General features: G+C 41.8%; 18 protein-coding genes. 9 read left to right on the forward strand and 9 right to left on the reverse strand.

Annotated features, from left to right (window positions below; all coding sequences use genetic code 11):
- Positions 1 to 275 precede the first annotated feature (275 nt).
- Complete coding sequence (locus tag MSWH1_RS02530; RefSeq protein ID WP_048125794.1) at positions 276 to 1,874, reverse strand: right-handed parallel beta-helix repeat-containing protein; 1,599 nt, start codon at positions 1,872 to 1,874, stop codon at positions 276 to 278.
- Positions 1,875 to 2,570: 696 nt separating this feature from the next.
- Positions 2,571 to 4,271, reverse strand: a complete 1,701-nt coding sequence (locus MSWH1_RS02535) for a disaggregatase related repeat-containing protein (protein ID WP_048125796.1) — start codon at positions 4,269 to 4,271, stop codon at positions 2,571 to 2,573.
- Positions 4,272 to 4,944: 673 nt separating this feature from the next.
- Here MSWH1_RS02535 and MSWH1_RS20695 point away from each other — a divergent pair.
- Together MSWH1_RS20695 and MSWH1_RS02540 are read left to right on the forward strand one after the other, a co-directional pair.
- Positions 4,945 to 5,109 carry a helix-turn-helix domain-containing protein gene (locus tag MSWH1_RS20695; RefSeq protein WP_197074009.1) on the forward strand — a complete coding sequence of 55 codons (165 nt, stop codon included), beginning with the start codon at positions 4,945 to 4,947 and terminating at the stop codon, positions 5,107 to 5,109.
- A gap of 486 nt (positions 5,110 to 5,595) precedes the next feature.
- Positions 5,596 to 6,501 carry a polysaccharide deacetylase family protein gene (locus tag MSWH1_RS02540; protein WP_048125798.1) on the forward strand — a complete coding sequence of 302 codons (906 nt, stop codon included), beginning with the start codon at positions 5,596 to 5,598 and terminating at the stop codon, positions 6,499 to 6,501.
- A gap of 92 nt (positions 6,502 to 6,593) precedes the next feature.
- Here the strand turns inward: MSWH1_RS02540 and MSWH1_RS18740 are convergent, their stop codons facing one another.
- Positions 6,594 to 6,893 carry a hypothetical protein gene (locus tag MSWH1_RS18740; protein ID WP_156148055.1) on the reverse strand — a complete coding sequence of 100 codons (300 nt, stop codon included), beginning with the start codon at positions 6,891 to 6,893 and terminating at the stop codon, positions 6,594 to 6,596.
- 61 nt (positions 6,894 to 6,954) lie between these two features.
- A complete protein-coding gene (locus MSWH1_RS18745) occupies positions 6,955 to 7,131 on the reverse strand; it encodes a hypothetical protein (RefSeq protein WP_156148056.1) in 177 nt (58 codons plus the stop codon).
- Positions 7,132 to 7,489: 358 nt separating this feature from the next.
- Here MSWH1_RS18745 and MSWH1_RS02545 point away from each other — a divergent pair, with 358 nt between their 5' ends.
- On the forward strand, positions 7,490 to 9,301 hold the full coding sequence (locus tag MSWH1_RS02545; RefSeq protein WP_048125800.1) for a hypothetical protein: 1,812 nt from the start codon (positions 7,490 to 7,492) through the stop codon (positions 9,299 to 9,301).
- Positions 9,302 to 9,476: 175 nt separating this feature from the next.
- On the opposite strand, the gene MSWH1_RS02550 is transcribed toward MSWH1_RS02545, so the two are convergent.
- Together MSWH1_RS02550 and MSWH1_RS02555 are read right to left on the reverse strand one after the other, a co-directional pair.
- A complete protein-coding gene (locus tag MSWH1_RS02550) occupies positions 9,477 to 10,046 on the reverse strand; it encodes a metal-dependent hydrolase (protein WP_048125802.1) in 570 nt (189 codons plus the stop codon).
- A gap of 140 nt (positions 10,047 to 10,186) precedes the next feature.
- Complete coding sequence (locus tag MSWH1_RS02555; protein ID WP_048125804.1) at positions 10,187 to 10,891, reverse strand: (5-formylfuran-3-yl)methyl phosphate synthase; 705 nt, start codon at positions 10,889 to 10,891, stop codon at positions 10,187 to 10,189.
- A 114-nt stretch (positions 10,892 to 11,005) separates the two neighbouring features.
- Between MSWH1_RS02555 and MSWH1_RS02560 the strand changes: the two genes are divergently transcribed.
- Together MSWH1_RS02560 and MSWH1_RS02565 are read left to right on the forward strand one after the other, a co-directional pair.
- Positions 11,006 to 11,743: a HisA/HisF-related TIM barrel protein gene (locus tag MSWH1_RS02560; RefSeq protein WP_048125806.1), complete on the forward strand. Its 738-nt coding sequence runs from the start codon at positions 11,006 to 11,008 to the stop codon at positions 11,741 to 11,743.
- A gap of 137 nt (positions 11,744 to 11,880) precedes the next feature.
- On the forward strand, positions 11,881 to 12,153 hold the full coding sequence (locus MSWH1_RS02565) for a hypothetical protein (RefSeq protein ID WP_048125808.1): 273 nt from the start codon (positions 11,881 to 11,883) through the stop codon (positions 12,151 to 12,153).
- Positions 12,154 to 12,251: 98 nt separating this feature from the next.
- Here the strand turns inward: MSWH1_RS02565 and tmk are convergent, their stop codons facing one another.
- The gene (gene tmk, locus MSWH1_RS02570; RefSeq protein ID WP_048125809.1) at positions 12,252 to 12,869 is read right to left on the reverse strand and encodes a dTMP kinase; all 618 of its coding nucleotides are present in this window, start codon (positions 12,867 to 12,869) and stop codon (positions 12,252 to 12,254) included.
- Positions 12,870 to 13,072: 203 nt separating this feature from the next.
- Here tmk and MSWH1_RS02575 point away from each other — a divergent pair, with 203 nt between their 5' ends.
- Both MSWH1_RS02575 and MSWH1_RS02580 read left to right on the forward strand, forming a co-directional pair.
- Entirely contained in the window at positions 13,073 to 13,735 is a 663-nt protein-coding gene (locus MSWH1_RS02575) for a DUF166 domain-containing protein (RefSeq protein ID WP_048125811.1), read from the forward strand.
- 78 nt (positions 13,736 to 13,813) lie between these two features.
- On the forward strand, positions 13,814 to 14,239 hold the full coding sequence (locus MSWH1_RS02580; RefSeq protein ID WP_231585548.1) for a DUF2111 domain-containing protein: 426 nt from the start codon (positions 13,814 to 13,816) through the stop codon (positions 14,237 to 14,239).
- 202 nt (positions 14,240 to 14,441) lie between these two features.
- On the opposite strand, the gene MSWH1_RS02585 is transcribed toward MSWH1_RS02580, so the two are convergent.
- Positions 14,442 to 15,272, reverse strand: a complete 831-nt coding sequence (locus MSWH1_RS02585) for a F420-dependent methylenetetrahydromethanopterin dehydrogenase (RefSeq protein WP_048125813.1) — start codon at positions 15,270 to 15,272, stop codon at positions 14,442 to 14,444.
- Between the two features lie 402 nt (positions 15,273 to 15,674).
- Here MSWH1_RS02585 and serB point away from each other — a divergent pair, with 402 nt between their 5' ends.
- Together serB and MSWH1_RS02595 are read left to right on the forward strand one after the other, a co-directional pair.
- On the forward strand, positions 15,675 to 16,382 hold the full coding sequence (gene serB, locus MSWH1_RS02590; protein ID WP_048125815.1) for a phosphoserine phosphatase SerB: 708 nt from the start codon (positions 15,675 to 15,677) through the stop codon (positions 16,380 to 16,382).
- 40 nt (positions 16,383 to 16,422) lie between these two features.
- Positions 16,423 to 17,280: a coiled-coil protein gene (locus MSWH1_RS02595; protein WP_048125817.1), complete on the forward strand. Its 858-nt coding sequence runs from the start codon at positions 16,423 to 16,425 to the stop codon at positions 17,278 to 17,280.
- A gap of 874 nt (positions 17,281 to 18,154) precedes the next feature.
- Here the strand turns inward: MSWH1_RS02595 and MSWH1_RS02600 are convergent.
- Positions 18,155 to 19,294 (reverse strand): radical SAM protein, encoded by a 1,140-nt coding sequence (locus MSWH1_RS02600; RefSeq protein ID WP_048125819.1) that lies wholly within the window; start codon positions 19,292 to 19,294, stop codon positions 18,155 to 18,157.
- Between the last annotated feature and the right edge of the window lie 107 nt (positions 19,295 to 19,401).

The raw sequence follows: 19,401 nt of genomic DNA on the forward strand, positions 1-19,401 counted from the left end.
CGGATCCTTATGTCAAAAGAGTTTGATTTTTAAATAAAAAACCTTTTTTCCTCTTTAATATTTTTTATACACAATATCTATAAGTCATAAATTTTTGAGGTTAGCAGAAAAGTCTGTCCTGAATCTGGAGAGGATCTAACTGTGGAGATTAAAAGCAAACCCCTGGAAGTTTAAGTTCAAACTTCTTTCCGAGGCTGGATAAATTAAAGTCTTTTAATTAAGGGATACATCTGAGAAAGCATTAAATCTGAATTGAGGAAGCATTAAATCTGAATTTAAAAGAAAAGTAGATAGAGGCTTCTCAGGAGTATCCTGAACATCCTCCACTCAGACGAAAATATCTGATGCCACCAGGCCACATATCCTGGCATTACACCTGACCTTGATGCTTCTCCAGTGTTTCCGTACCTTCCTATATTGATCCTTTTCCCGTTGTCTTCGGGCTCATTTGAGTAGTCAGAGGAGGAATACCCTGCATCAATACACGGGGAATTTTCAATGTCCTTTACCCAGGTTTTCCCATTCCATCTGCCGCCTGCTGATCTAAGATGGTAATCATTTTTTTTCTGATTTGCGAAAAGAGGATTTACATAAATATCGCTTGTTGAGGTTGCATTTCTATAGTCTCCTGCCACATTATTGTAAAAGCAGTTGTTTTCCAGTACAAGCCTATGGGTTTTGGGGAGGTAATTGACAACACCAAATCCTGTCCCGCTTGACTCGCTCTTGCGCCGTTTCGTATTTGTAATGATGTTATTACGGACAATGGTCGTGTATCCTGTACCTTTAGGTGATACTTCTATGGAGCGGTCTGTCGGGTACATCGGGACGATAGCAGCATGATACGTGCCGTCAAACACGTTATTCTCAATCAAGGTATTGTTAAATCCGCTGGTTACAATACCTCCTACCCAGTCAATACTTGGGTTTGTGCCTGTGCTGTAGAATGTATTGTGATGAATATGGACATTCTGTGCTTCTGTCAGAGGGTAGTTACCATAGGCAAGCAGCCAGATGCCAGGTCCGTAAGTGTCGTGAATCGTATTATTATATATTTCTATATCATCCATGACAGCTGAGGATTTCTGGATCTGAATTCCAGGTCCGCCTGCGCTCCAGTGATAAAAGGAATCAATGGTATTGTCATGAAATTTCACATGATTCGAATCCCACACTCTAAGCCCGCTGTTAGTCCTGCAGGTTATCGTATTATTCCAGGCTTCCAGGTATTGAGACTGGATCCCGTAAAGACCGTCGTGACCGAGCTTATATACTGTATTGTCGTAAAACCGAATATTGGAACTGTTTTCAACTTTCAGTCCGTCTCCATGACTGTCATGCATATACATATCATGAACCTGGATATTTGTTGAATTAACTAAATGGATTAGATTATAGTATCCGGCGCCTTTCTTTTTATCTGTATTGGCGTCATGATTCCCGTTTATCTCAAAACCCTTTATAGTAATATTCTGGTTTCCGAAACTATTTATCTGCGTAATCAGAGGCTTTGTTACTGCCCAGTTTGCTTTGTCTTTAAGCTTTACCACAGCTGTAGGGTCCCCTTCCAGAATGGTATCGCTTCCGATGAAAATACTGTCTGAGATTACGTATGTGTTAGGACCTTTCAAATGAACGGTTGTATACTCCGGGTGTTCTGCGACGTATGCAAGGGCTTCATTGATTTCTATCTGGTCATCAGCCCCATCACAAATATAGTTTCCTTCCCCGTCTCCAGTCACATAAACCGTCATTCCTGAAGGTGTGGTAGAAAGGGCGGTTGTTCCCATTATAATCAGGAACAAGAAGACTGTAATGTAAACTCCCATTTTCTTTCTTTTTTCCCACCTTTTTATAAGATCTTTCCCGTTCATTTTTTATCCCTGTACCCTGAGATATAAATCCTCCAAACTTGAAAAAAGTTTATCGCTGGAAGGTATTGCCACCGGAGTTATTTAAAAACCTGATTTCCTCAGTGATCTCACAGGTTTAGTCTTTATTAACAGTTCATACAGGTTTAATACGCTCGACAGTTTAAAATAATTTATTGCAAACCATCGGCTTTTCTTGAATGCACATGAGCTCCAATATAAAGGATACTAACCATTGATTACGGCTGTGTACAAAAAGCTTATGTGCTTAAATTTATTAAATTTGTATTGGGGGTACATATCGAAAGTACAATACCTTCTGAATTATAATATGCCTATTTATAAAATAAAGTTCAAATTAATTTTCTTATACAGTTCTCTGATTTAAGTTTAGTACAGAAACATATGAGTACCTTTTAAATTATATACACTATCAAATTATATATCTTCTCTAGCTGAGTTACTACTTATTATAAAATTTTATTATTACTTCTGCATGAAATTGTCTACTATGAATTTTCTCCACTTGCATACATTCCATTAGATCTCAATGAATATCATATGAAATGAAGTACAAAGAATATTCAGATGTGTTTCCTGATAAAAATAAGTTGGAAGAACTCAAAAATCTGGTTACGGAGGTTTTTATAATTTCCGCACTACCAGCCTCTTAGAGTTCTCCTCCTGAAGTTAGAGCCATTAAACTACAGCTTTCTCTTCTATATTCAGCATTGGGCGTTTTTTTTCATCTTCTACTTCACTGCTGTAGAATGCTACATAATCCGCATTTTCGGTACGTGTTTTAATCAGGAACCCTGTATTTTCGTACTCGCCGTTGACGTACTCTTTTACTAGATCAGTTACGTTCAGCTCATAGTACCTGTTGTCCGGTATATCGCTTCCGTTCAGGGTTATCGTAGCGTACGGTGCATCCCCCTGGGAGATATTATTCATGTCGAACCAGTCTCCTCCGGGATGTGTCCAGTGCACACCATCATCCCTGCTGTTCCAGGTCACATTTTCTGGATCCCAGGCTACAGCGGGCCTGTATATCTCTACTACCGCATCTTCCGGCCTTTCCCGTCCGTCAGGATAATACCAGTAGAGGGAAAGAGTTGCATTGGTAATATTTTCAGCATCGTTGTATTCACTCAGGTCAAACAGGAGCAGATCTCTGTATCTTCCTACTCCAGGTCTGCCTCCGATGTCAATATACACCTTATCCTGGTAGACTGTATTAGGAGATGCTTCCCTTAGGCGGTTGTCTATAACAATGCCTGTTGCATTTGATACGTTCCCAGCTTCGACTTCCTGCTCAGAAGCAGTCTCTGTTACAGCAGAGGAAGTCTCTGTTACAGTATTGTCGTTAACTATAGTCTGGTCATTGGTCGTTGCAACTTCGGTTTCTTTTGTCTCTGTTACAGCAGTTAAAGAATTGCCAATAGAGCCATATCCATATCCTTTCGCTACCCAATTCTCAACACTGTGATCAGATGGTCCTAATATGTTTGTGCCTGAGCCTACCTCAATGTAAGGTGACACGTTCCACATAACGTTATCATGAACGTTAATTGACCCTTTTGCATTCCAATTTCCAACGCCTGCGCTGCTGCTTGATCCTTTGTAATCATGCATAATGTTGTGATGGACATTCACATTTGTCAGTGTATTTTCCAGTTCAACACAGCACCATCCGGACCCGGCACTACCTGTGAAGGTGTTATGATCCACTTCAATATTTGCACAGTTGTCTATCCTGACTCCTGTGTTGGTCTGAACCTCAACATAGCAGTTATACATTCTGGAATCCTTGGTGCCGGACAAAAATGCCACGCCATCGTGTCCGGAGGATTTCATTCTGCAATTATATACCTCTATTCCAGAACTTCTACTGATTCTGACACCGTCACCATACAGATAGCGGGTGAATAATATGTCATGTACTTTGCTATTAGTCGAAGACGTGAGCTTTATGCAGTTTCGATAGTCTCCATGACCTCCGTCACTTGGTCCAGTTGCTGCACTTTTGAATTGAAGGTTAGATACTTCAACGTTAGAAACACCTGACCCGAATACATATGCAGGTGATCCCTCGGAGTTACAAACCGAACCTGTAGCATAGATTATTGTACTGTCACCTGCACCTTTCAGTACTACATTAGATTTCAAAATTATAGGTGCACTTATCTGATAAGTGCCAGTACCAAGGAGAACATATCCCGGGTTACTTGATGTTGCTCCTGATGCTACAGAATTTATTGCATTATTAATTGCAGTTTGAGCATCTGTCCCAGATGTCGGATTTACAGTTATTGTATTCTGTGCGCCTAACGTAGTGGGTACGGTTGTTAAAATAAGGCATATTGCTAGGAATAGGATTCCTAGATTCTTTTTTAGCATCGTATCACCTTTGGGTTGGATTTGGAATTTGAGAAGACTCAAAAAACCTAGAAGAGTTGTATATTTCCCCAACAGTTGATACGGTTGTTAAACTAAATGTCAGGAATAGGGTTCCTAGATTATTTTTTAGCATCGTATCGCCTCTGTATTGGATTTAGAATATGAGTACACTCAAAAAACTCCAGGATAATTGTATACTCTTTCCCAGATATTTCTCAAAATTCCATATTACGTACTCGTAATATTTTTCCGAACTATCTAATTAGACCAGGTCTATATCAAATATCTAATTATATCGGGTCTATACGGTAATTCAAAAATTCTAATTACGTCTGCGTAATATTTTTGAATCTATCCAATTTGGTTCTCTGCGTTTTGTGGGGCGGACACGGTGCAGAGGATTTTCCACTCTCTATCTTCACTGTTAAAAGTGATTAATTTTTTGGAGGTGGACGGACATAAGAAGCTCTGACTCTAAACTTTTATTTATAATTTGTCATAATTACAGGATATTTATAGGTCAAATTTCCTGTTTTTGTCAGCCATGGCTTTTAGCCCGGTCAACTCATCTGCGGAACTTTTGTTTACTTATTTAATGCTGAGTTAACTTTGAAATGTATGTGGTTCTATTATAATATTTTTTCGATATTTTTTCAAATATATTTATACCTTTTTGGGGTACTTTATCTTCCCGTACTCCCTTTTTGACAAACATATTGGTAGCTGCAGATACATCTATAACTGGGCTTTATACCTGAAAACAAAAACGTATGAGAAGACTGAAAAATCGATATTTCAGATTGATATAAACAAAAAACCAAACATGATAGAGGTATAAAAGTTGCCGTGAACATCATAAAATTTGCTCTCCTATGTAAAAACTTAATAGGGTCAAAAAATTTGCTCCCCTATGTAAAAACTTAATAGGGTCACAACACCTGTGGAATGTGGTAGAAATCCAGACTTCTTTTTTCCAGGCAAAGAATTGAATTCATGAAGGTAATGACTTTACTTTGAGCCCCAGTAGTTCAGTGAGTGCCTTACTAGCTGATCTATGGGAAATAAATCCTATTAATAGGCAATACCTGGTGAATTTTATTTGTCTTGTTCTCGCCGTTAAAGTCCTGTTTCCCTAATTTAGTGCTTTTTAGCTCTTTTTTTTATTGTGGTATTTCAAAAAATTTTTATACTCTTAAGGTATTAGTTTATGTAGGGAGGCTTTCTAAGCCAGTGGGGAATGCATTGTTGCTAAATTCTCATTCTTAGTCAGACTCCCGGTCCAGTTTCACGATATCTGCAAATACAGCTCGGGGTGAGGGGTTTAATGAATGGTAGTCTTTCAGTTACGGTAGATCTTGAAGATTGGTATCATATTCCTTCTGTCTGTAGTTCTCCGTTTTCGGTTTACAGGAATGTGGATGAATTCTTCAAGAACTGGACTGGCAGGTATGATTTCTTGAGTGAGCCCACAAAAAGTGTTCTGGACCTTCTTGATGAGTTCAACATAAATGCTACTTTTTTTGTCGTTGCAGATACCATCGAACACTACCCTGGATTGGTGGAGTCAATTGTAGATAGGGGACACGAGCTTGCCTGCCACGGGCTAAATCATGCCTGTAAAATCGATCCTCATACAAAAAAACAGTTAATGAGTGTGGAGGAATTTGAGCAAAGAACTCGGGTTGCAAAGAAAATGCTAGAAAAAATCAGCGGAGAAAAGCTGATAGGTTACAGGGCACCAAATGCGTTGGTAGGTGGATGGATGGTTAATTCCCTTGAAAAGTTGGGATTCAAGTATGATTCATCTGTTTCAGTAAATTCCTTTTACAACAAAACAGATTCAGCCCTTAATACCGTTTCTTCCTTCCCCTATTATCCAGAGAAGAACGAACTTGAAGCAGGCAGTGACCGGAACTTTATTGAATTTCCATGGGCTTATTGTCAACATGGATTCAAGTTCCCCGCATCAGGCGGCCCTATGCTTCGGTTCCTGGGCTCGTCATTTATATTGAACGGGCTTATGCAGAGTCTTAAAAGAGGACATACAATATTCTATTTCCATCCACTGGATATCTCCTGTGCCAGATTCCCATCTCTTGGAAATAAAAGGCCCTTTTACTGGTGCATGAAGGGGAGATTTGTTGAACAAAGGATCAGACATATTCTGGGTAAACTGAGCGAAGTTGAGAAAATATGCTTGAGGGATTATTCAGGAATATCATGTATTTGAAAACTTCCTGATTCTCAAAGTAGAATGGTCTACAGAAAGGTCCGTAGAAAGGTCAGGCAAGATTTTGCCGTTTCTTGCTCCCTTAATATATTTTAAATTCTGAATACCTCCCCATACAAAGGTACATAGTCAGGAAGTCTAAGATAGTCAGGGAGTCTAAGATAGTCAGGGAGTCTAAGATAGTCAGGAAGTCTAAGATAGTCAGAAAGTCTAAGATAGTCAGGGAGTCTAAGATAGTCAGAAAGTCTAAGATAGTCAGGAAGTCTAAGATAGTCAGAAAGTCTAAGATAGTCAGGAAGTCTAAGATAGTCAGGAAGTCTAAGATAGTCAGGAAGTCTAAGATAGTCAGGAAGTCTAAGATAGTCAGGAAGTCTAAGATAGTCAGGGTTCATAAGAAACCAACTCCCTAATTCTTATTATTTTTTTGAAGTAACAGCTCAAGGCTGTATGATGTTATCCACATTTCTGTGTTATCCATATTTCTATGTTATCCATATTCTCTTTTCCAATTTTCCAGTCTTCTATTCTCACACTCCTTACCATTATTAAATAACCAGGATTTATGACATCATTTTTATATATCTTGACAAAATAACGGGAGTATGAATAAGGTATGTAAATTGCATCCATAATAGCCCGAAAACCTTTAATTCATGAGGATTTTTTCTTATGAGGAAATTAATTCTTTTGAGAACCAGTATATAACCTGCTCATCGGGCACAACAATTAATTTTTTGAGAACCAGTATATAACCTGCTCATCGGGCACAACAATTAATTATTTGTTGAGAAATTGGATACACGAAAAATAAAAAGGAAAAAAACAAAAGAAATTTTTAGATGGAAGGAAATTTTGAGCACGGAAGTTTACCTGCTTCAGGATCCTGTGAAAGCAGACTCTATGGAAGTATAGATGCTGCTTCAGGAAAATCCTTATATAATGGTATGGAAACTGGACTCTGTAACTTTCCGGAAGGATGGGGGACATATTGTCTAAACTCAACAATAATATCTTAAATCTGATAACATCGGTATCTCTATTACTACTCGTTTACAGTCTTTTTGTTCTCAGAGGAATCCGGCCTGAAGGATACGCAGTTAGTATCTATGGACAGCTTCCTTTCCATTTTTACCTGGTCCTGCTCGTATGTTACCTTTCTGCCTGTTTTCTGCTTCTTGCATATAAAAAGATTAGTGCAGTCTTCACACTGATATTTGTTCATATTATTGTATTAATAATTCCATATATGCTTGGTTACGCTTCAGTAGGCAGGGGGGATGAATTCTCATACCTGGTTCTGGCAGGAAATACAGGGGGTTTTGATTCTTCAGGTCTTTCTAGCTTTTTAGATTTCTCCCCTACCGGTCCTTTACTGATCTCAGCTCTGACTCTGGTCTCCGGAATGAAGACACAGGCACTATCTTACTTTTTACCGGTTTTCTTTTCGATTATGTTTATTGCCGGCATGTTTCTGTTCTACCGGGGTTTTATGAGCCGGATAAAACTGGTTTCGGTAACTTTTCTCTCCTCGGTCATTCCATACTTCGGGCATTTCCAGGTATCAACGATCCCCTACTATCTCGCTTTCTGCCTCGTTCCGATCTATCTTCTTTTGCTGTGGAATGCAATCTCCAATCAAAACAGGACGATGATGGTTGTTTGTTTGCTCTTTATGATACCTTTACTTCCGTTAGCTCATCCTTTTATCTTCACTTACCTGGTATTTTTCGCTCTACTGCTCATTTTTGCAGGTAAAGCCATGCGATCAGGACTCCTTAAAAAAATAGTCCGTCTTAAAGATCTTGCTCAAGATCCCCTTTCCAGCTCTTCGGGAAGAATAGTTCCCCTATTTATCTTCCTGTCATTTATTTCGTGTAGCTACTTACTCTGTGCAAAGTACGCTTCAGGGTTCTTTTATATTTTTCTCTCGGCCCTCACCTGGCGTATTGAAGCCCTGAAAGCTGCGGGTTTTTCTACAATTCCAAGCATGAACCCCGGGATTTTTGAGTTCATACACCTTTTCAATCTCTATTACGGCAAGTACTATATTCCGTTAATTTTTGTTGTAATCAATACGGTAATCGTATGGCAGAATCGCAAACGCTTTTGTCACCACTTTGTCCGCAGGTATCCTCGCTTTTTATTCCTGTATATAGCCTCGTTCTTCCTGGAGGCGGGCTTCCTCTTAAATCCCTTTATCCCTTATCCTCCTGACAGGTTTGCAAACTTAAGTTTCATTATCTTTGCCCAGATTCCGCTTATAGGGTACTCTCTCTATATTGTTCTTCTCAGGAAGGGGTATACAACCGGCCTTGGCGTTACAATCCTGGTTCTGGGTCTTCTCTGGACTTTAGGATTTTTCAGCTGTTTCAGTTCCCCGTACGCTGGCGGAATCTCGGAAGCTGTCACACAAAATGAGGTAGAAGGAATAAAGTGGTTAACAGGATCAAAAGCCGCATATCCGTATGTTATGTATTCTGGAGAATCGGTAGGTTCTACCTTTTTAGGAAATCCTGCCGGCAGTTCTGAACAACATAGAACATTTCCTGAGGTTTCTATTACTTCCGGATCAACCCCTGCAAACCGTCCCGAGGATGTAAAGTATTTAGAGAATCCTGCCACAAACGGACCTTTCTACTTTGTAGTAACAACTTTCTCAGAGGCTCTTTACCTGGAAAAATCAGGACCCGATATTATGGGATACTTTTCAGCTTGGAACAGCTCCGAGACTCAGGACAATAAGCCCATGTGCAAAATTTATGATTCCCTTAACATAAAAATCTATGAACACACTTCTTGAGCCTGCATCTCCCGAGTTTCAATTCGGGATCACAGAAAATCGGAGATTTTGGGAGTTGCACTACAAGTGCAACATCACGAGGTTCTTTTCACTCGTTCTGCTTGCTCAAGAAGACTAATAAAAGATTTCGGTTTCCAATTATGGAATATATCAACCGATTTCAGGGACTACTTTTTTAGTTCTGCTCTGTTACTTCTTCTTTCATTGTTTGAGAGCTAACATTTTTTGCTTCTATTTTTGACCTGATACAACTGGCTGTAAAGAGGAGTATAATGCCCAACCCTATTATTTCCGGGATAAATACGCTTGTAGAAGCTGGATTGTATGAATTACTCAGGATTTTCATGAAGTACTCAATAAAACTTCCGGAAAGCGTATCTTTTGGAAACTTCCATCCTAGAAGTGGCCAGAAAAGGACTTCAGGGGAGTTCCACATCTGGTCTTCAAGCAGGTGACAGAATGAAGCGCCTGCAACAATAAGGGGTATTGTCCAGCCCTTTTGGTAGAAGATGTAAGCTGCAACCAGCCCCAGCAGAACTCCGAAGAGGAGGGTATGGGCAAAGATTCTCCCGCTTCCTATAGTTTCGGTAAGAATTATCCTGCCAAGGGGTTTGTCGATAAAGTCCGGAAGGAGCGCCCCAAAAGCGATCCATTTTAAGTCTACTGGAATATTCTTTTTCGGCAATAAACGGTTCAGGAAATAGAAGATCCCCAGAGTAATGCCGATATGCCCGAAAATAAACATCAGGTTAAAAAAGTTGATGATATATAATTATTTTTTGGCCGGCCTGCCTGAAAGACATGCCAGCGCAGGTTTCCCCTGTTTACAGGTTTCTTCCTTTTACAGGTTTCCGCCATTTTTATCTTTACTGTGTACAGAACTTTTTAAATCTGGCACTCAGACACGAGTTTTTCTACCAGCTCCTGCCTGATCGTAGTCATTCGGTCTCCGCCACATACCATACCCCGAACACCAATTATGTCGGGTCCTATTCTTTCGAGAACCGAAAGGTCTTCGAATTTCAGGGAACCAGCAATTGCACTCTCAAGCCCGTGTTCATGGGCAAGGTCAGTAAACTCTATCAGCTCTTTTTCATCCATGAATTCAAAGGTAGATTTCCCGTCCTTGATGCCAGTGTCTACCATGACAACATCTACTCCGGCCTCTGCAGCAACTGCGGGGAGTAAAATAGGTGAAATCGAATTAATGCGTTTGTAGTCCGAATATCCTGAGGCAACAACCTTTTTTGATGGGTCATAGTCTTTAACGGCTCTTGTAATCTTCGTGAGCAGCTCAAGGGCCTGTGCTTCGGTCTGGATATCATAAAGGCCTACTTTTATATAATCCGCTCCTGCGACTGCTGCTCCAAGGGCTGCAAGTGCGGCAGTTCCGGGTTTGTAGTTGAAATCTCCTATTGTTGCGCTTATCGGCTGCCTGCCGTTTACACCCTCTTTAACGTCCCTGATTACCCAGGGGAAATTGGCTCCAAGGGAACCTTCTTTTGGGTTTTTGACATCTACAATGTCTGCGCCGCCTCTGGAAGCGATAATTGCTTCCTCTCGATTTATTGGACTTACAAGCAGTTTCATAAAAAGCCTCTTATTTAGAATGAAATTAAATATTTAATGAGGTATATTGTTCTTTTATATATATCTAACCTTATTTTATATTTTTTTATAGGATGATGCCGCTATGGAATAAGTATGTTCCGTGTAATTTTTGTAATGGATATATTTAACCGTAACGTGGTTCTTGCAAAAGGTGGGGTCAGGGAAAATTACCGCCCGATTTCGGATTCAAGTGCTGTGTGCCGGACTTCAGCTCCCCTGGATGTAGTTGAGTCTTTACACCCTGAAGAAGTCTACATTGCCGACCTTAACGTACTGCAGGGTAAAGGTCCTCTCGATATTAATGCGGAGATTATCCGGAAAGTAAGTTTAAAGGCGGATACAATGCTTGATTTCGGGGTCTCTTTTCTAGAGGATGTGGACAAAGCACTTTCTATTGCAGGAACTGCGGTTATAGGCACGGAGACCGGCAAGCTTGCAGTAATCAAAGACGCAGCTTTCAAAAATCCGGGGCGTATCAGTGTAAGTATTGATGTCAAATATGGAAAGATTCTGAAACAAGATCCCGAGATCCCTGAAGATCCTTTTGAAATCGTCAAGCTTCTTAATAAGCTCCCTTTAAAAGACCTGATTTTCCTCGACCTTGACAGGGTCGGTACAGCTTCGGGGTTTGACCCGGAATTTCTGCGCAAACTGGCTGAAACCTCCGTACACGACGTATTGCTTGCGGGAGGGGTCAGGGATATGGAAGACCTTTTTGCTCTTGACAGGCTCGGTATAAAGGGGGCTCTGGTCGCAACTGCAATCCACACAGGGTTGGTTCCTCTGGAAGTCATGAACCTGGGACTTGAACAAATTAAAAAGAATGGTTAATAATCCCGGGAAAGGATTTATTCCTGCCTTATGCCTCTGGTATATAAGGCATTAAGTATCTTTATAACCCAATTTGCAGATTTATATCCAGATTATCAGATTTCAGCATTTAATCAAAGAGTTTACGAGGTTACAATATGGCAGCAAGAAAGGTAACTGAAAAAAGCATTGAAGAACCATTAGAAGAGCACACAGGAGATGACAGTGGAGACGGGTATACGGAGATCAAAATGGGGGGTGGCTGGTACATGACCATCTCTCTGGCGCACAGCGATCGGTTTGAAAAGGAATATGTAGAACTCGCAAAAGAGCGCGGAGGCGTGAAAAAGTCCCGCTTCAATCTCAACCCCTCGCACGTTCGGATGCTTGGGGAAGCTCTGATCAAGTTTGCGGATGATAACAAGCTCTAACCGGACTTTCACTTCCTTTTTTTATTTTTAGATTTTAGTTCGATATTTAATTTTCATGTCCAGGTTATTTAATATTCATTTCCCGGTAGATATCTCGTTCAATCCACCTGGAAAAAGTCGAGAATTTTTTGTACGACTGTTTTTTCCACGTCCTCCGGAGAACCGGAGGCATCGACAACTACAAAACGCTCCGGCTCTTCTGCGGCAAGCCCGAGGAAAAGCTCTCGGACTCCTCGTAAAAATTCTATCTTTTCGAATTTGGTTTGTTCTCCCCGCTTGCCGCAGCGTTTTACTGCAATTTCAGGTTCAATGTCAAAAAGAAAGGTAAGGTCCGGAACAACTGTCCAGTCTCTATGAAGGTTTCTCACCCATTCAAGCGGGTTCTCGAGAAGGTTTTTAAGGGTAATCCCCTGGTAAGCATAGCGGCTGTCGGAATAACGGTCCGAAATCACGGTTTTCCCGTTCTCAAGGGCAGGTTTTACAAGCTTTGCCAGGTGCTCGGCATGGTCAGCTGTAAAAAGGAAGAGTTCAGCAAGCTGGTCTGTATCCGACTGAATAGCATTTTCAACAGCATTTCCGGTGAGGGTGCCTCTTGTCGGTTCTCTGGTAAAGACCGGCTCAAAAACACAAAGTTCAGAGCTTTCCTGAAGTTTTTTTGCAACCGTACTTTTGCCTGAACCGTCAATACCTTCAAGTGTGATCAGTTTGCCTCGCATAAGAACCGCCTTTTTTATTTTTTTCTTTACAGGTTTTCATTCAAATGCACTATCTGTATTTATATTCTATAGGAAGCCCTGGTTGAGAAGTCAGGGCAGAGATAAGGACAAGGACAAATATAAGGACAAATATAAGGACAGAGATAAGGACAGAGATAAAAATGAGTATCTATTTATGTAAACATTCAAAATAGCTTAAAGTAATGACTATAATAGGAGTTATCACACGGGGCAAGTACGGGCATCGCCTTGTTGATGTTATAAAAGAACACAGCGATTTTTCAGTTATAACTGCCGACCTGCCCGAGTTTGTGCCCATATTCATTGAGGAACCCAATGAGTTTTTGGAAAATCTGAATTTCGACCTGCGTGTCTTTTCTGCCGACCTCGTGGTTACTTATTCCCTGCATCCGGACCTGACCTCGGCAATTGCAAAGCTTGCCTCAGAAGCCGGGGTACGCTCTTTGATTGTACCGGGAGGGGCTTCCAGAGCATCGGTTCCCGAACTTAAACAGATTTCCGAAACTTCCGGAATGGATATAGAGGTGGATGAAACTTGCTGTACCCTCGAACCCAACTCATTCAACCGTCCATTTGCTGATATTTTCGGGTCCCCGGTTTTGAAAGTTAAAACCGAAAAGGGAAAAATCTCTAAAGTTGAGGTCATAAAAGGTGCCCCATGCGGGAGTACCTGGCATATGGCCAAAGAACTTGTCGGAGTGCCGGTAACAGATGCTCCCCCAAAAGCCGGACTGTTGATCCAGCAATATCCATGCCGGGCTATCAGGGGCGAAATGGGGGGGATTCATGAGTCTGCAGAACTTCACAAACAGGCGCTCATAACAGCGCTTGAGAATGAGGAATGATTATATATTCCTTGGAAAAATATAATCTAAATGGCAGAAGAATGGGACTCATTTTTTATTTTCTAAAATTCCTGTTTTTTGCCTGTACTGATTTCCAAGTATCTTTTTGGGGGTGAAATCATTATTTCCCTATCTATATCAGAAGATTCAGGGCCTGAAGACCTTGAACCAATAGCATTTGCAGTGCATTCACTAATGGGACTTCCTACCACCATTAGAAGCCTCAAACGAAAAGGGCTTCGTCTGGAAAAGGGAAAAATCCTTGACCGGGACTATACAGGACCCGTTCTCGAAGAGGTGTTAAAGACCAACAAAATTGTCCATGAAGTTCCCTCAGAAGGCATGTACCGCGGAAAACATGTGGTAGTTGCTCCTATCCGTTCAAAGGATGGGAAGGTTGTTGCGGCTCTCGGGGTTGTGGACCTTCTGGCTACAATTGATCTTTCTTCTGTCTTTCAGGAATATACTTCCGTGCTGCAAGAAGTAGAAGATGCAAAAAAATAAAGCTGAAACAGGTTCCGGGAACCATTCTATAAAAAAGGAAAAAACGAATTGGATTTTATTGGAGGATGGTGTCCCCCACCTCTTTTTCAAGGTTTGAGAGGGACATTTTTCCAATTCCTCCAGCCCTTTATGAAATCCAGGGTGTGAATTTTCAACCGGGAAGAGTTTTCCGGTATTTACTCTGGTTTTTCGTATAGGTATCTTACTGTGGCTTTTCGTATAACTGGACCTTTTTCAACAGGGCTCCGTTCTTTGCGTGTGGCTGTCTGAAGACGGTGTCATTGGATTTTTCAATTTCTCTTGCCTGGGTTGCGAGTATTGCTGCAGCTCCCATTATTTCGTGCCCGGCTGCGGCTGTGAGGCATACCTGGTCGATTTCTTTTAACATGAAGCAAGCAGGGAAGTTAACCTGTGCAACTTTCTCAGCCATGTGAAGGGATGCAAGAGCTTTTGCTTTTGCGTAAGGATTTGCAAAGCCTGCGTGTTCTACACATTTTTCGGGTTTTGCGAAGATGTGCGGAAGTTCAAGGTCCTTTCCTGACTTTCCGGATGCTACTTGTTCGGCTACTTTGTCGAGCTCTTCCTGGATAAGTCTTACAACACCACAGATGGAAAGCACTTTCATAGCATCGGAATTGAAGGATGCCATTTCGACGGGGTCGAGGAATTCCCTCTTTGCTCCGATAAGTGGGTCTACCGGAAGGATAATGTATCCGAAACCATCCTGCTCAAATGCCTCACGAGCCTCCTTTTTTGTAGGGCCGTCTGAAACTACGATACAGGGCACATCTTTCCAGAGTTCACGAGCTGCGGTAGGGCCTGGGGCTGCTGCGTTCGGACTGATAATTACTACGAAGTCAGCATTCCACTGCTTGAAGCTTTCAGTGTCCGCGGCATCGGCAGGGCCCATTTTGGCACCAGTGCCGAATACTCTTACGGTTATTCCTTCTCGCGCTGCAATTTCATCCTGGATCAGATTGATAACCTGGCTCATTCCCAGGTTGCCCATTTTTATAAAACCTATGTTGACCATTTTTCTCAAAATCCTGTGTTAACCTTTTTCTTCAATAGTGGAATTCCTAAAGGGTTTATAATCCTTTTGGCAATCTCCCTTTCTTATCCCTCTTATTTTATATATATCTGTCCTATTTATAATAATTATTCGGTACATTTCATTAGTCCTCCGAAAAGCTTAAAAGGGATGTGATTTATTTCACTCAAAAACGTTGACATCAATGCTGTTGTTTTGTGGTTTTGTTTTCGCGAAACCCGCATTATAATTTGAAGAACTTTATCCGTTGGTGGGCTTTTAATGTCAGGGCACATATATTCTATCAAGCTGCGGGGGTACCCTGAAAACGGTACTTCGTGTGGCATGCCCTTTTTCGGGAATTGTCCCGCTATATATAGCTATTCAGGTCCAGGTTTTGATTGAGTGAACTGTCCTATACATAATTCTACTGAAAACAAACTCATTGTTTTTGATATGGATAGTACCCTTATAGACGCTGAGACTATCGATGAGCTCGCCAGGGCTGCAGGTGTTGTAAGCAAAGTAGAGGAGATTACGAAGAGAGCGATGTATGGAGACCTCGATTTCGAGCAAGCGCTTGCAGAAAGGGTAAGACTTCTTAAGGGACTCCCCCTTGAAACTGCCCTTGATGCTGTAAATCAAATTGACCTTATGCCGGGAGCAGCCGAACTTGTCCTGTATGTTAAAAATCGGGGCTATAAGACTGCGATGATTTCCGGTGGATTTACCATAGCTGCCGAGATGGTAGGTGAAGTGCTTGGTATTGATTTTGTCGTTTCTAACGAACTGCTTGTGGAAGATGGTTGCCTTACGGGCGAAGTTTTCGGTCCTGTCACACAAAGTGACTCCAAAGCAAAAGTGTTTGAGGAACTGGCCCGGCTTTACAATGTCAGGCCCGAGCAGTGTGTGGTTGTCGGGGACGGTGCAAACGATGCCTGTATTTTTGAAATCGCAGGTTTTGCCATAGCTTTCAATCCAAAGCCCATCCTCAGGGAATATGCGGACGTGGTCATAACTATAAAAGATCTGAGAGCCGTGATCCCTGTTCTTGAATCTCTTTCTTATCAATGTTGTAATAAGGCACAGCATGTCGACATCGAACATTACTAAAATGCCAGCTCTTTTGCTGGATCGGGAGGCACAATAAGAGATGCTAAAGGAATTGCAGAAAAAAAGATCAGATTTGAAGGACATTTCTGAAGAAGCCAAGGAAAAAAGGAATACTTTAAACGCTGAGGCCAGTGCTCTTGCCGCCAAGCGCAATGACCTGAACAAGAAAACAAAAGACCTTATCAATGAAGCCCAGGAACTAAAAGTTCGCAGGGACGAGATCAACGAGAAGGTAAGTGAATACAAGAACAAGCGCGATGATACCAACGCCAAAGCAAATGATCTATTTTCAAAGGCAGATTCGATCAGGAAGCAGAACAACCTTGGCGGGCCTTCAATTAAAGCCTTAAGGAAAGATATCGATCGCCTTGAGTTCACTCAACAGACTGAAGTCCTGAGTACCAGCAAGGAAAGAGAACTTGTTGGCAAGATTACCCAGCTTCAGAAACAATACCATGTTAAAAAAGTCCAGCTCGAGAGCAACCTCGAACTGAAAGATATCCTGGATGAAGCTCAGAAAATAAGGGATGAAGCTTCAGAGTACCATAACGAACTTGCCGAATATGCCAGGCAGGCCCAGGAATACCACGAGAAAATGATTGCCGCCTTCAAGGAAGCTGACAGAACCCGGGCAGAGTCGGACATTGCACATCGGGAATTTGTAAAAGCCCAGGAAGCAGCTGACGAACAGCACAAGATGTTCATCAACGCTCAGAAGGAAATCAGAGATCTCGACAAAGAAATCTTCAAGCTTAAAAAGAAAGACAAGGACGGAAAGTCCCGTGTCATCAAGTCCGAACTTCAGAAGGATGCCAAATCCATTTTCGATAAGTTCAAGGGCGGAGCAAAACTCACTACCGAAGACCTGATGACTCTTCAGCGGTCTGGTTTAGTCTAATCAATCACAGAGAATCAATTTGTTCGCTGAAATTTTTAATTTTCGTTGTAGGTGAAGGGCTCAAACCTTTACTTGCACTCCTTTTTCTGTTACCCGCTTAGTTTCTTTTTGCCAGCTTAGTTTTCTGTTACCCGCTTAGTTTCTTTTTGCCAGCTTAGTTTTCTGTTATCCGCTTAGTTTCTTTTTGCCAGCTTAGTTTTCTGTTATCGGAGCAGTACTGGAATCTGCTGCTTGTTTTATGTTAACTGTTTACTGCTAGTTTATATTCCCTTTTCACGCTGTATCTACTCAAGTTGTTTTTATTCAAGAAGATTCGGCTTTTCTATAAGTTTTCACTTTTCACCGCCCCAGTTCATGGTTGATATTCTGTTAGTGTACTTTCGCGCAGCTAGTGCTTCACTTTTTTGCTGTACAGGAAAGCTCAGACCGCACAGGGCATGCGGAAAAAAGAACTATTCTTACTTTTACCCGACATTCCTCTGATGTACTCATATGTACTCAGATGTACTCATATGTAGAATTTATTTGCCTATAACGCTGCGCGTATCCACCTGTCCACTGCACATTGCGTTAGCTGGCTTTTCGGAATGCCAGACTCCGACCCTGAAAAATGATCCCACCGCCCGATTGACAAAATTGTTGCACAAACCTTTTCCTGTATTCCAAAAGTGTCAACCAGCGGCGAATGAGGCTGTCAGCATGACTAGGAAGACGATGTTGATAATCACATGCGCAATCATGGATACGTAGACACTCCGTTTTTGCCATGCGACTAGAGCCAAGAATGCATGAGTTGAGAATGCAACTCTATATTAAGGAATTCTTGTCAAAGAACACTAAACTATTCCTGGGAAAACGGTGGGAGACCCGAAGCTCACTCCAGAAGCTTCAGGTATTTTTCCCTGAACTCGGGGTTTCTCATAAGGCAGCATTTTGCATTATATGTGGGGTCGGCCCTGATTATTTTCCAGACATCCTTTATTTTGTCCCTGTGAGTATTTCCATAGGGAATAGGGATGCAGGCACAGGGGAGAATATTTCCTTCAGGCGTGATGTGTAGCCACTTCCTGCCTGCCATACAGCCTGTGGTCTTCATAACCTGCGGAATTGGAAAAACTCTGGGTCCTTCTTTTTCCCTGGCCTGGGACACAAAATTGTCAAATTTCCTGAGGTCTTTTGGGGTCATGATCTCAGAAGCATGGTCCATCCACCTGCCTGTGGGGACTATCTCATAGAAAGAGAGTTCATGGACTCCAAGATCTGTTGCAAGGGTATAGAGCTCATCAAGCTCATTGACATTATCCCTTGAAAGTACCACATACATGTTTACAAGCAGTCCTGCCTCAAGTCCGTTTTTGACTGCTTCAACCGCGCTTTTGAAAACTCCTTTCCTGCCCCTTACATAATCGTGCTTTTCCTCATATGAGCTGTCAAAACTAACCGTAAGGGAATACAACCCTGCAGCTTTAAGGCTCCGTGCGCGTTCTTCTGTCAGTCCGACTCCCGAGGTGAACATGCCGGTAATGGCTTTATCAGGGTTAACGTAGCTAATCAGGGCTTCCAGACCATGATAGGTCAGGGGCTCCCCACCATCAAAAATCACAAAGGTTGTGCCCATCTCGAGCACCTGATCGATTACATCTTTAACAGTCTCGGGTGTAAGCTTTGCCCTGTTCTTTGTATCCGGGAGGGCACAGTGGATACAGTTGTTGGGGCAGTCCTCCGTAATTGAAATTGTTACCTGGTCAGGCATATTTTTCCCGAACATTGATGAGAGCTGGCTCTTCACAAGCCGGTCAAAGCCCGGACTCGGGATCGGGGGCATCCAGGTAGAATAGATCAGGCGGTCAGTTTCTACATTTGCAGGCTTTTCGCCATCAAAGATCGAGAGGTTTGCCGTCAGGACTTTTTTAATGAGTGGAGAGGCTACCCCACTGGTATTCATCTTCAAGCATCCATTTTCTATTTCGGCATAAACCCTGAAAAGGGGATTTTTATAAAACTCGTACTGCATATTTTCCCTGCATCTGGCTTTCTGGTGATTTTTTCCTTTCCGTATTTTCCGTTCTATTTTTTACGGTTTTGTCTTTTCCCTTTTTTTCAGTTAGACCTTTTCTAGCT

This window comes from Methanosarcina sp. WH1, assembly GCF_000970005.1.
GTDB lineage: Archaea > Halobacteriota > Methanosarcinia > Methanosarcinales > Methanosarcinaceae > Methanosarcina.

Bases quoted from the DNA above. Each gene is read 5' to 3' on its own strand.
- MSWH1_RS02530 (WP_048125794.1), bottom strand. From the start codon at position 1,874: ATGAACGGGAAAGATCTTATAAAAAGGTGGGAAAAAAGAAAGAAAATG.
- MSWH1_RS02535 (WP_048125796.1), bottom strand. From the start codon at position 4,271: ATGCTAAAAAAGAATCTAGGAATCCTATTCCTAGCAATATGCCTTATT.
- MSWH1_RS02540 (WP_048125798.1), top strand. From the start codon at position 5,596: ATGAATGGTAGTCTTTCAGTTACGGTAGATCTTGAAGATTGGTATCAT.
- MSWH1_RS18740 (WP_156148055.1), bottom strand. From the start codon at position 6,893: ATGAACCCTGACTATCTTAGACTTCCTGACTATCTTAGACTTCCTGAC.
- MSWH1_RS18745 (WP_156148056.1), bottom strand. From the start codon at position 7,131: ATGGATGCAATTTACATACCTTATTCATACTCCCGTTATTTTGTCAAG.
- MSWH1_RS02550 (WP_048125802.1), bottom strand. From the start codon at position 10,046: ATGTTTATTTTCGGGCATATCGGCATTACTCTGGGGATCTTCTATTTC.
- MSWH1_RS02555 (WP_048125804.1), bottom strand. From the start codon at position 10,891: ATGAAACTGCTTGTAAGTCCAATAAATCGAGAGGAAGCAATTATCGCT.
- MSWH1_RS02560 (WP_048125806.1), top strand. From the start codon at position 11,006: ATGTTCCGTGTAATTTTTGTAATGGATATATTTAACCGTAACGTGGTT.
- MSWH1_RS02565 (WP_048125808.1), top strand. From the start codon at position 11,881: ATGGCAGCAAGAAAGGTAACTGAAAAAAGCATTGAAGAACCATTAGAA.
- tmk (WP_048125809.1), bottom strand. From the start codon at position 12,869: ATGCGAGGCAAACTGATCACACTTGAAGGTATTGACGGTTCAGGCAAA.
- MSWH1_RS02575 (WP_048125811.1), top strand. From the start codon at position 13,073: ATGACTATAATAGGAGTTATCACACGGGGCAAGTACGGGCATCGCCTT.
- MSWH1_RS02585 (WP_048125813.1), bottom strand. From the start codon at position 15,272: ATGGTCAACATAGGTTTTATAAAAATGGGCAACCTGGGAATGAGCCAG.
- MSWH1_RS02595 (WP_048125817.1), top strand. From the start codon at position 16,423: ATGCTAAAGGAATTGCAGAAAAAAAGATCAGATTTGAAGGACATTTCT.
- MSWH1_RS02600 (WP_048125819.1), bottom strand. From the start codon at position 19,294: ATGCAGTACGAGTTTTATAAAAATCCCCTTTTCAGGGTTTATGCCGAA.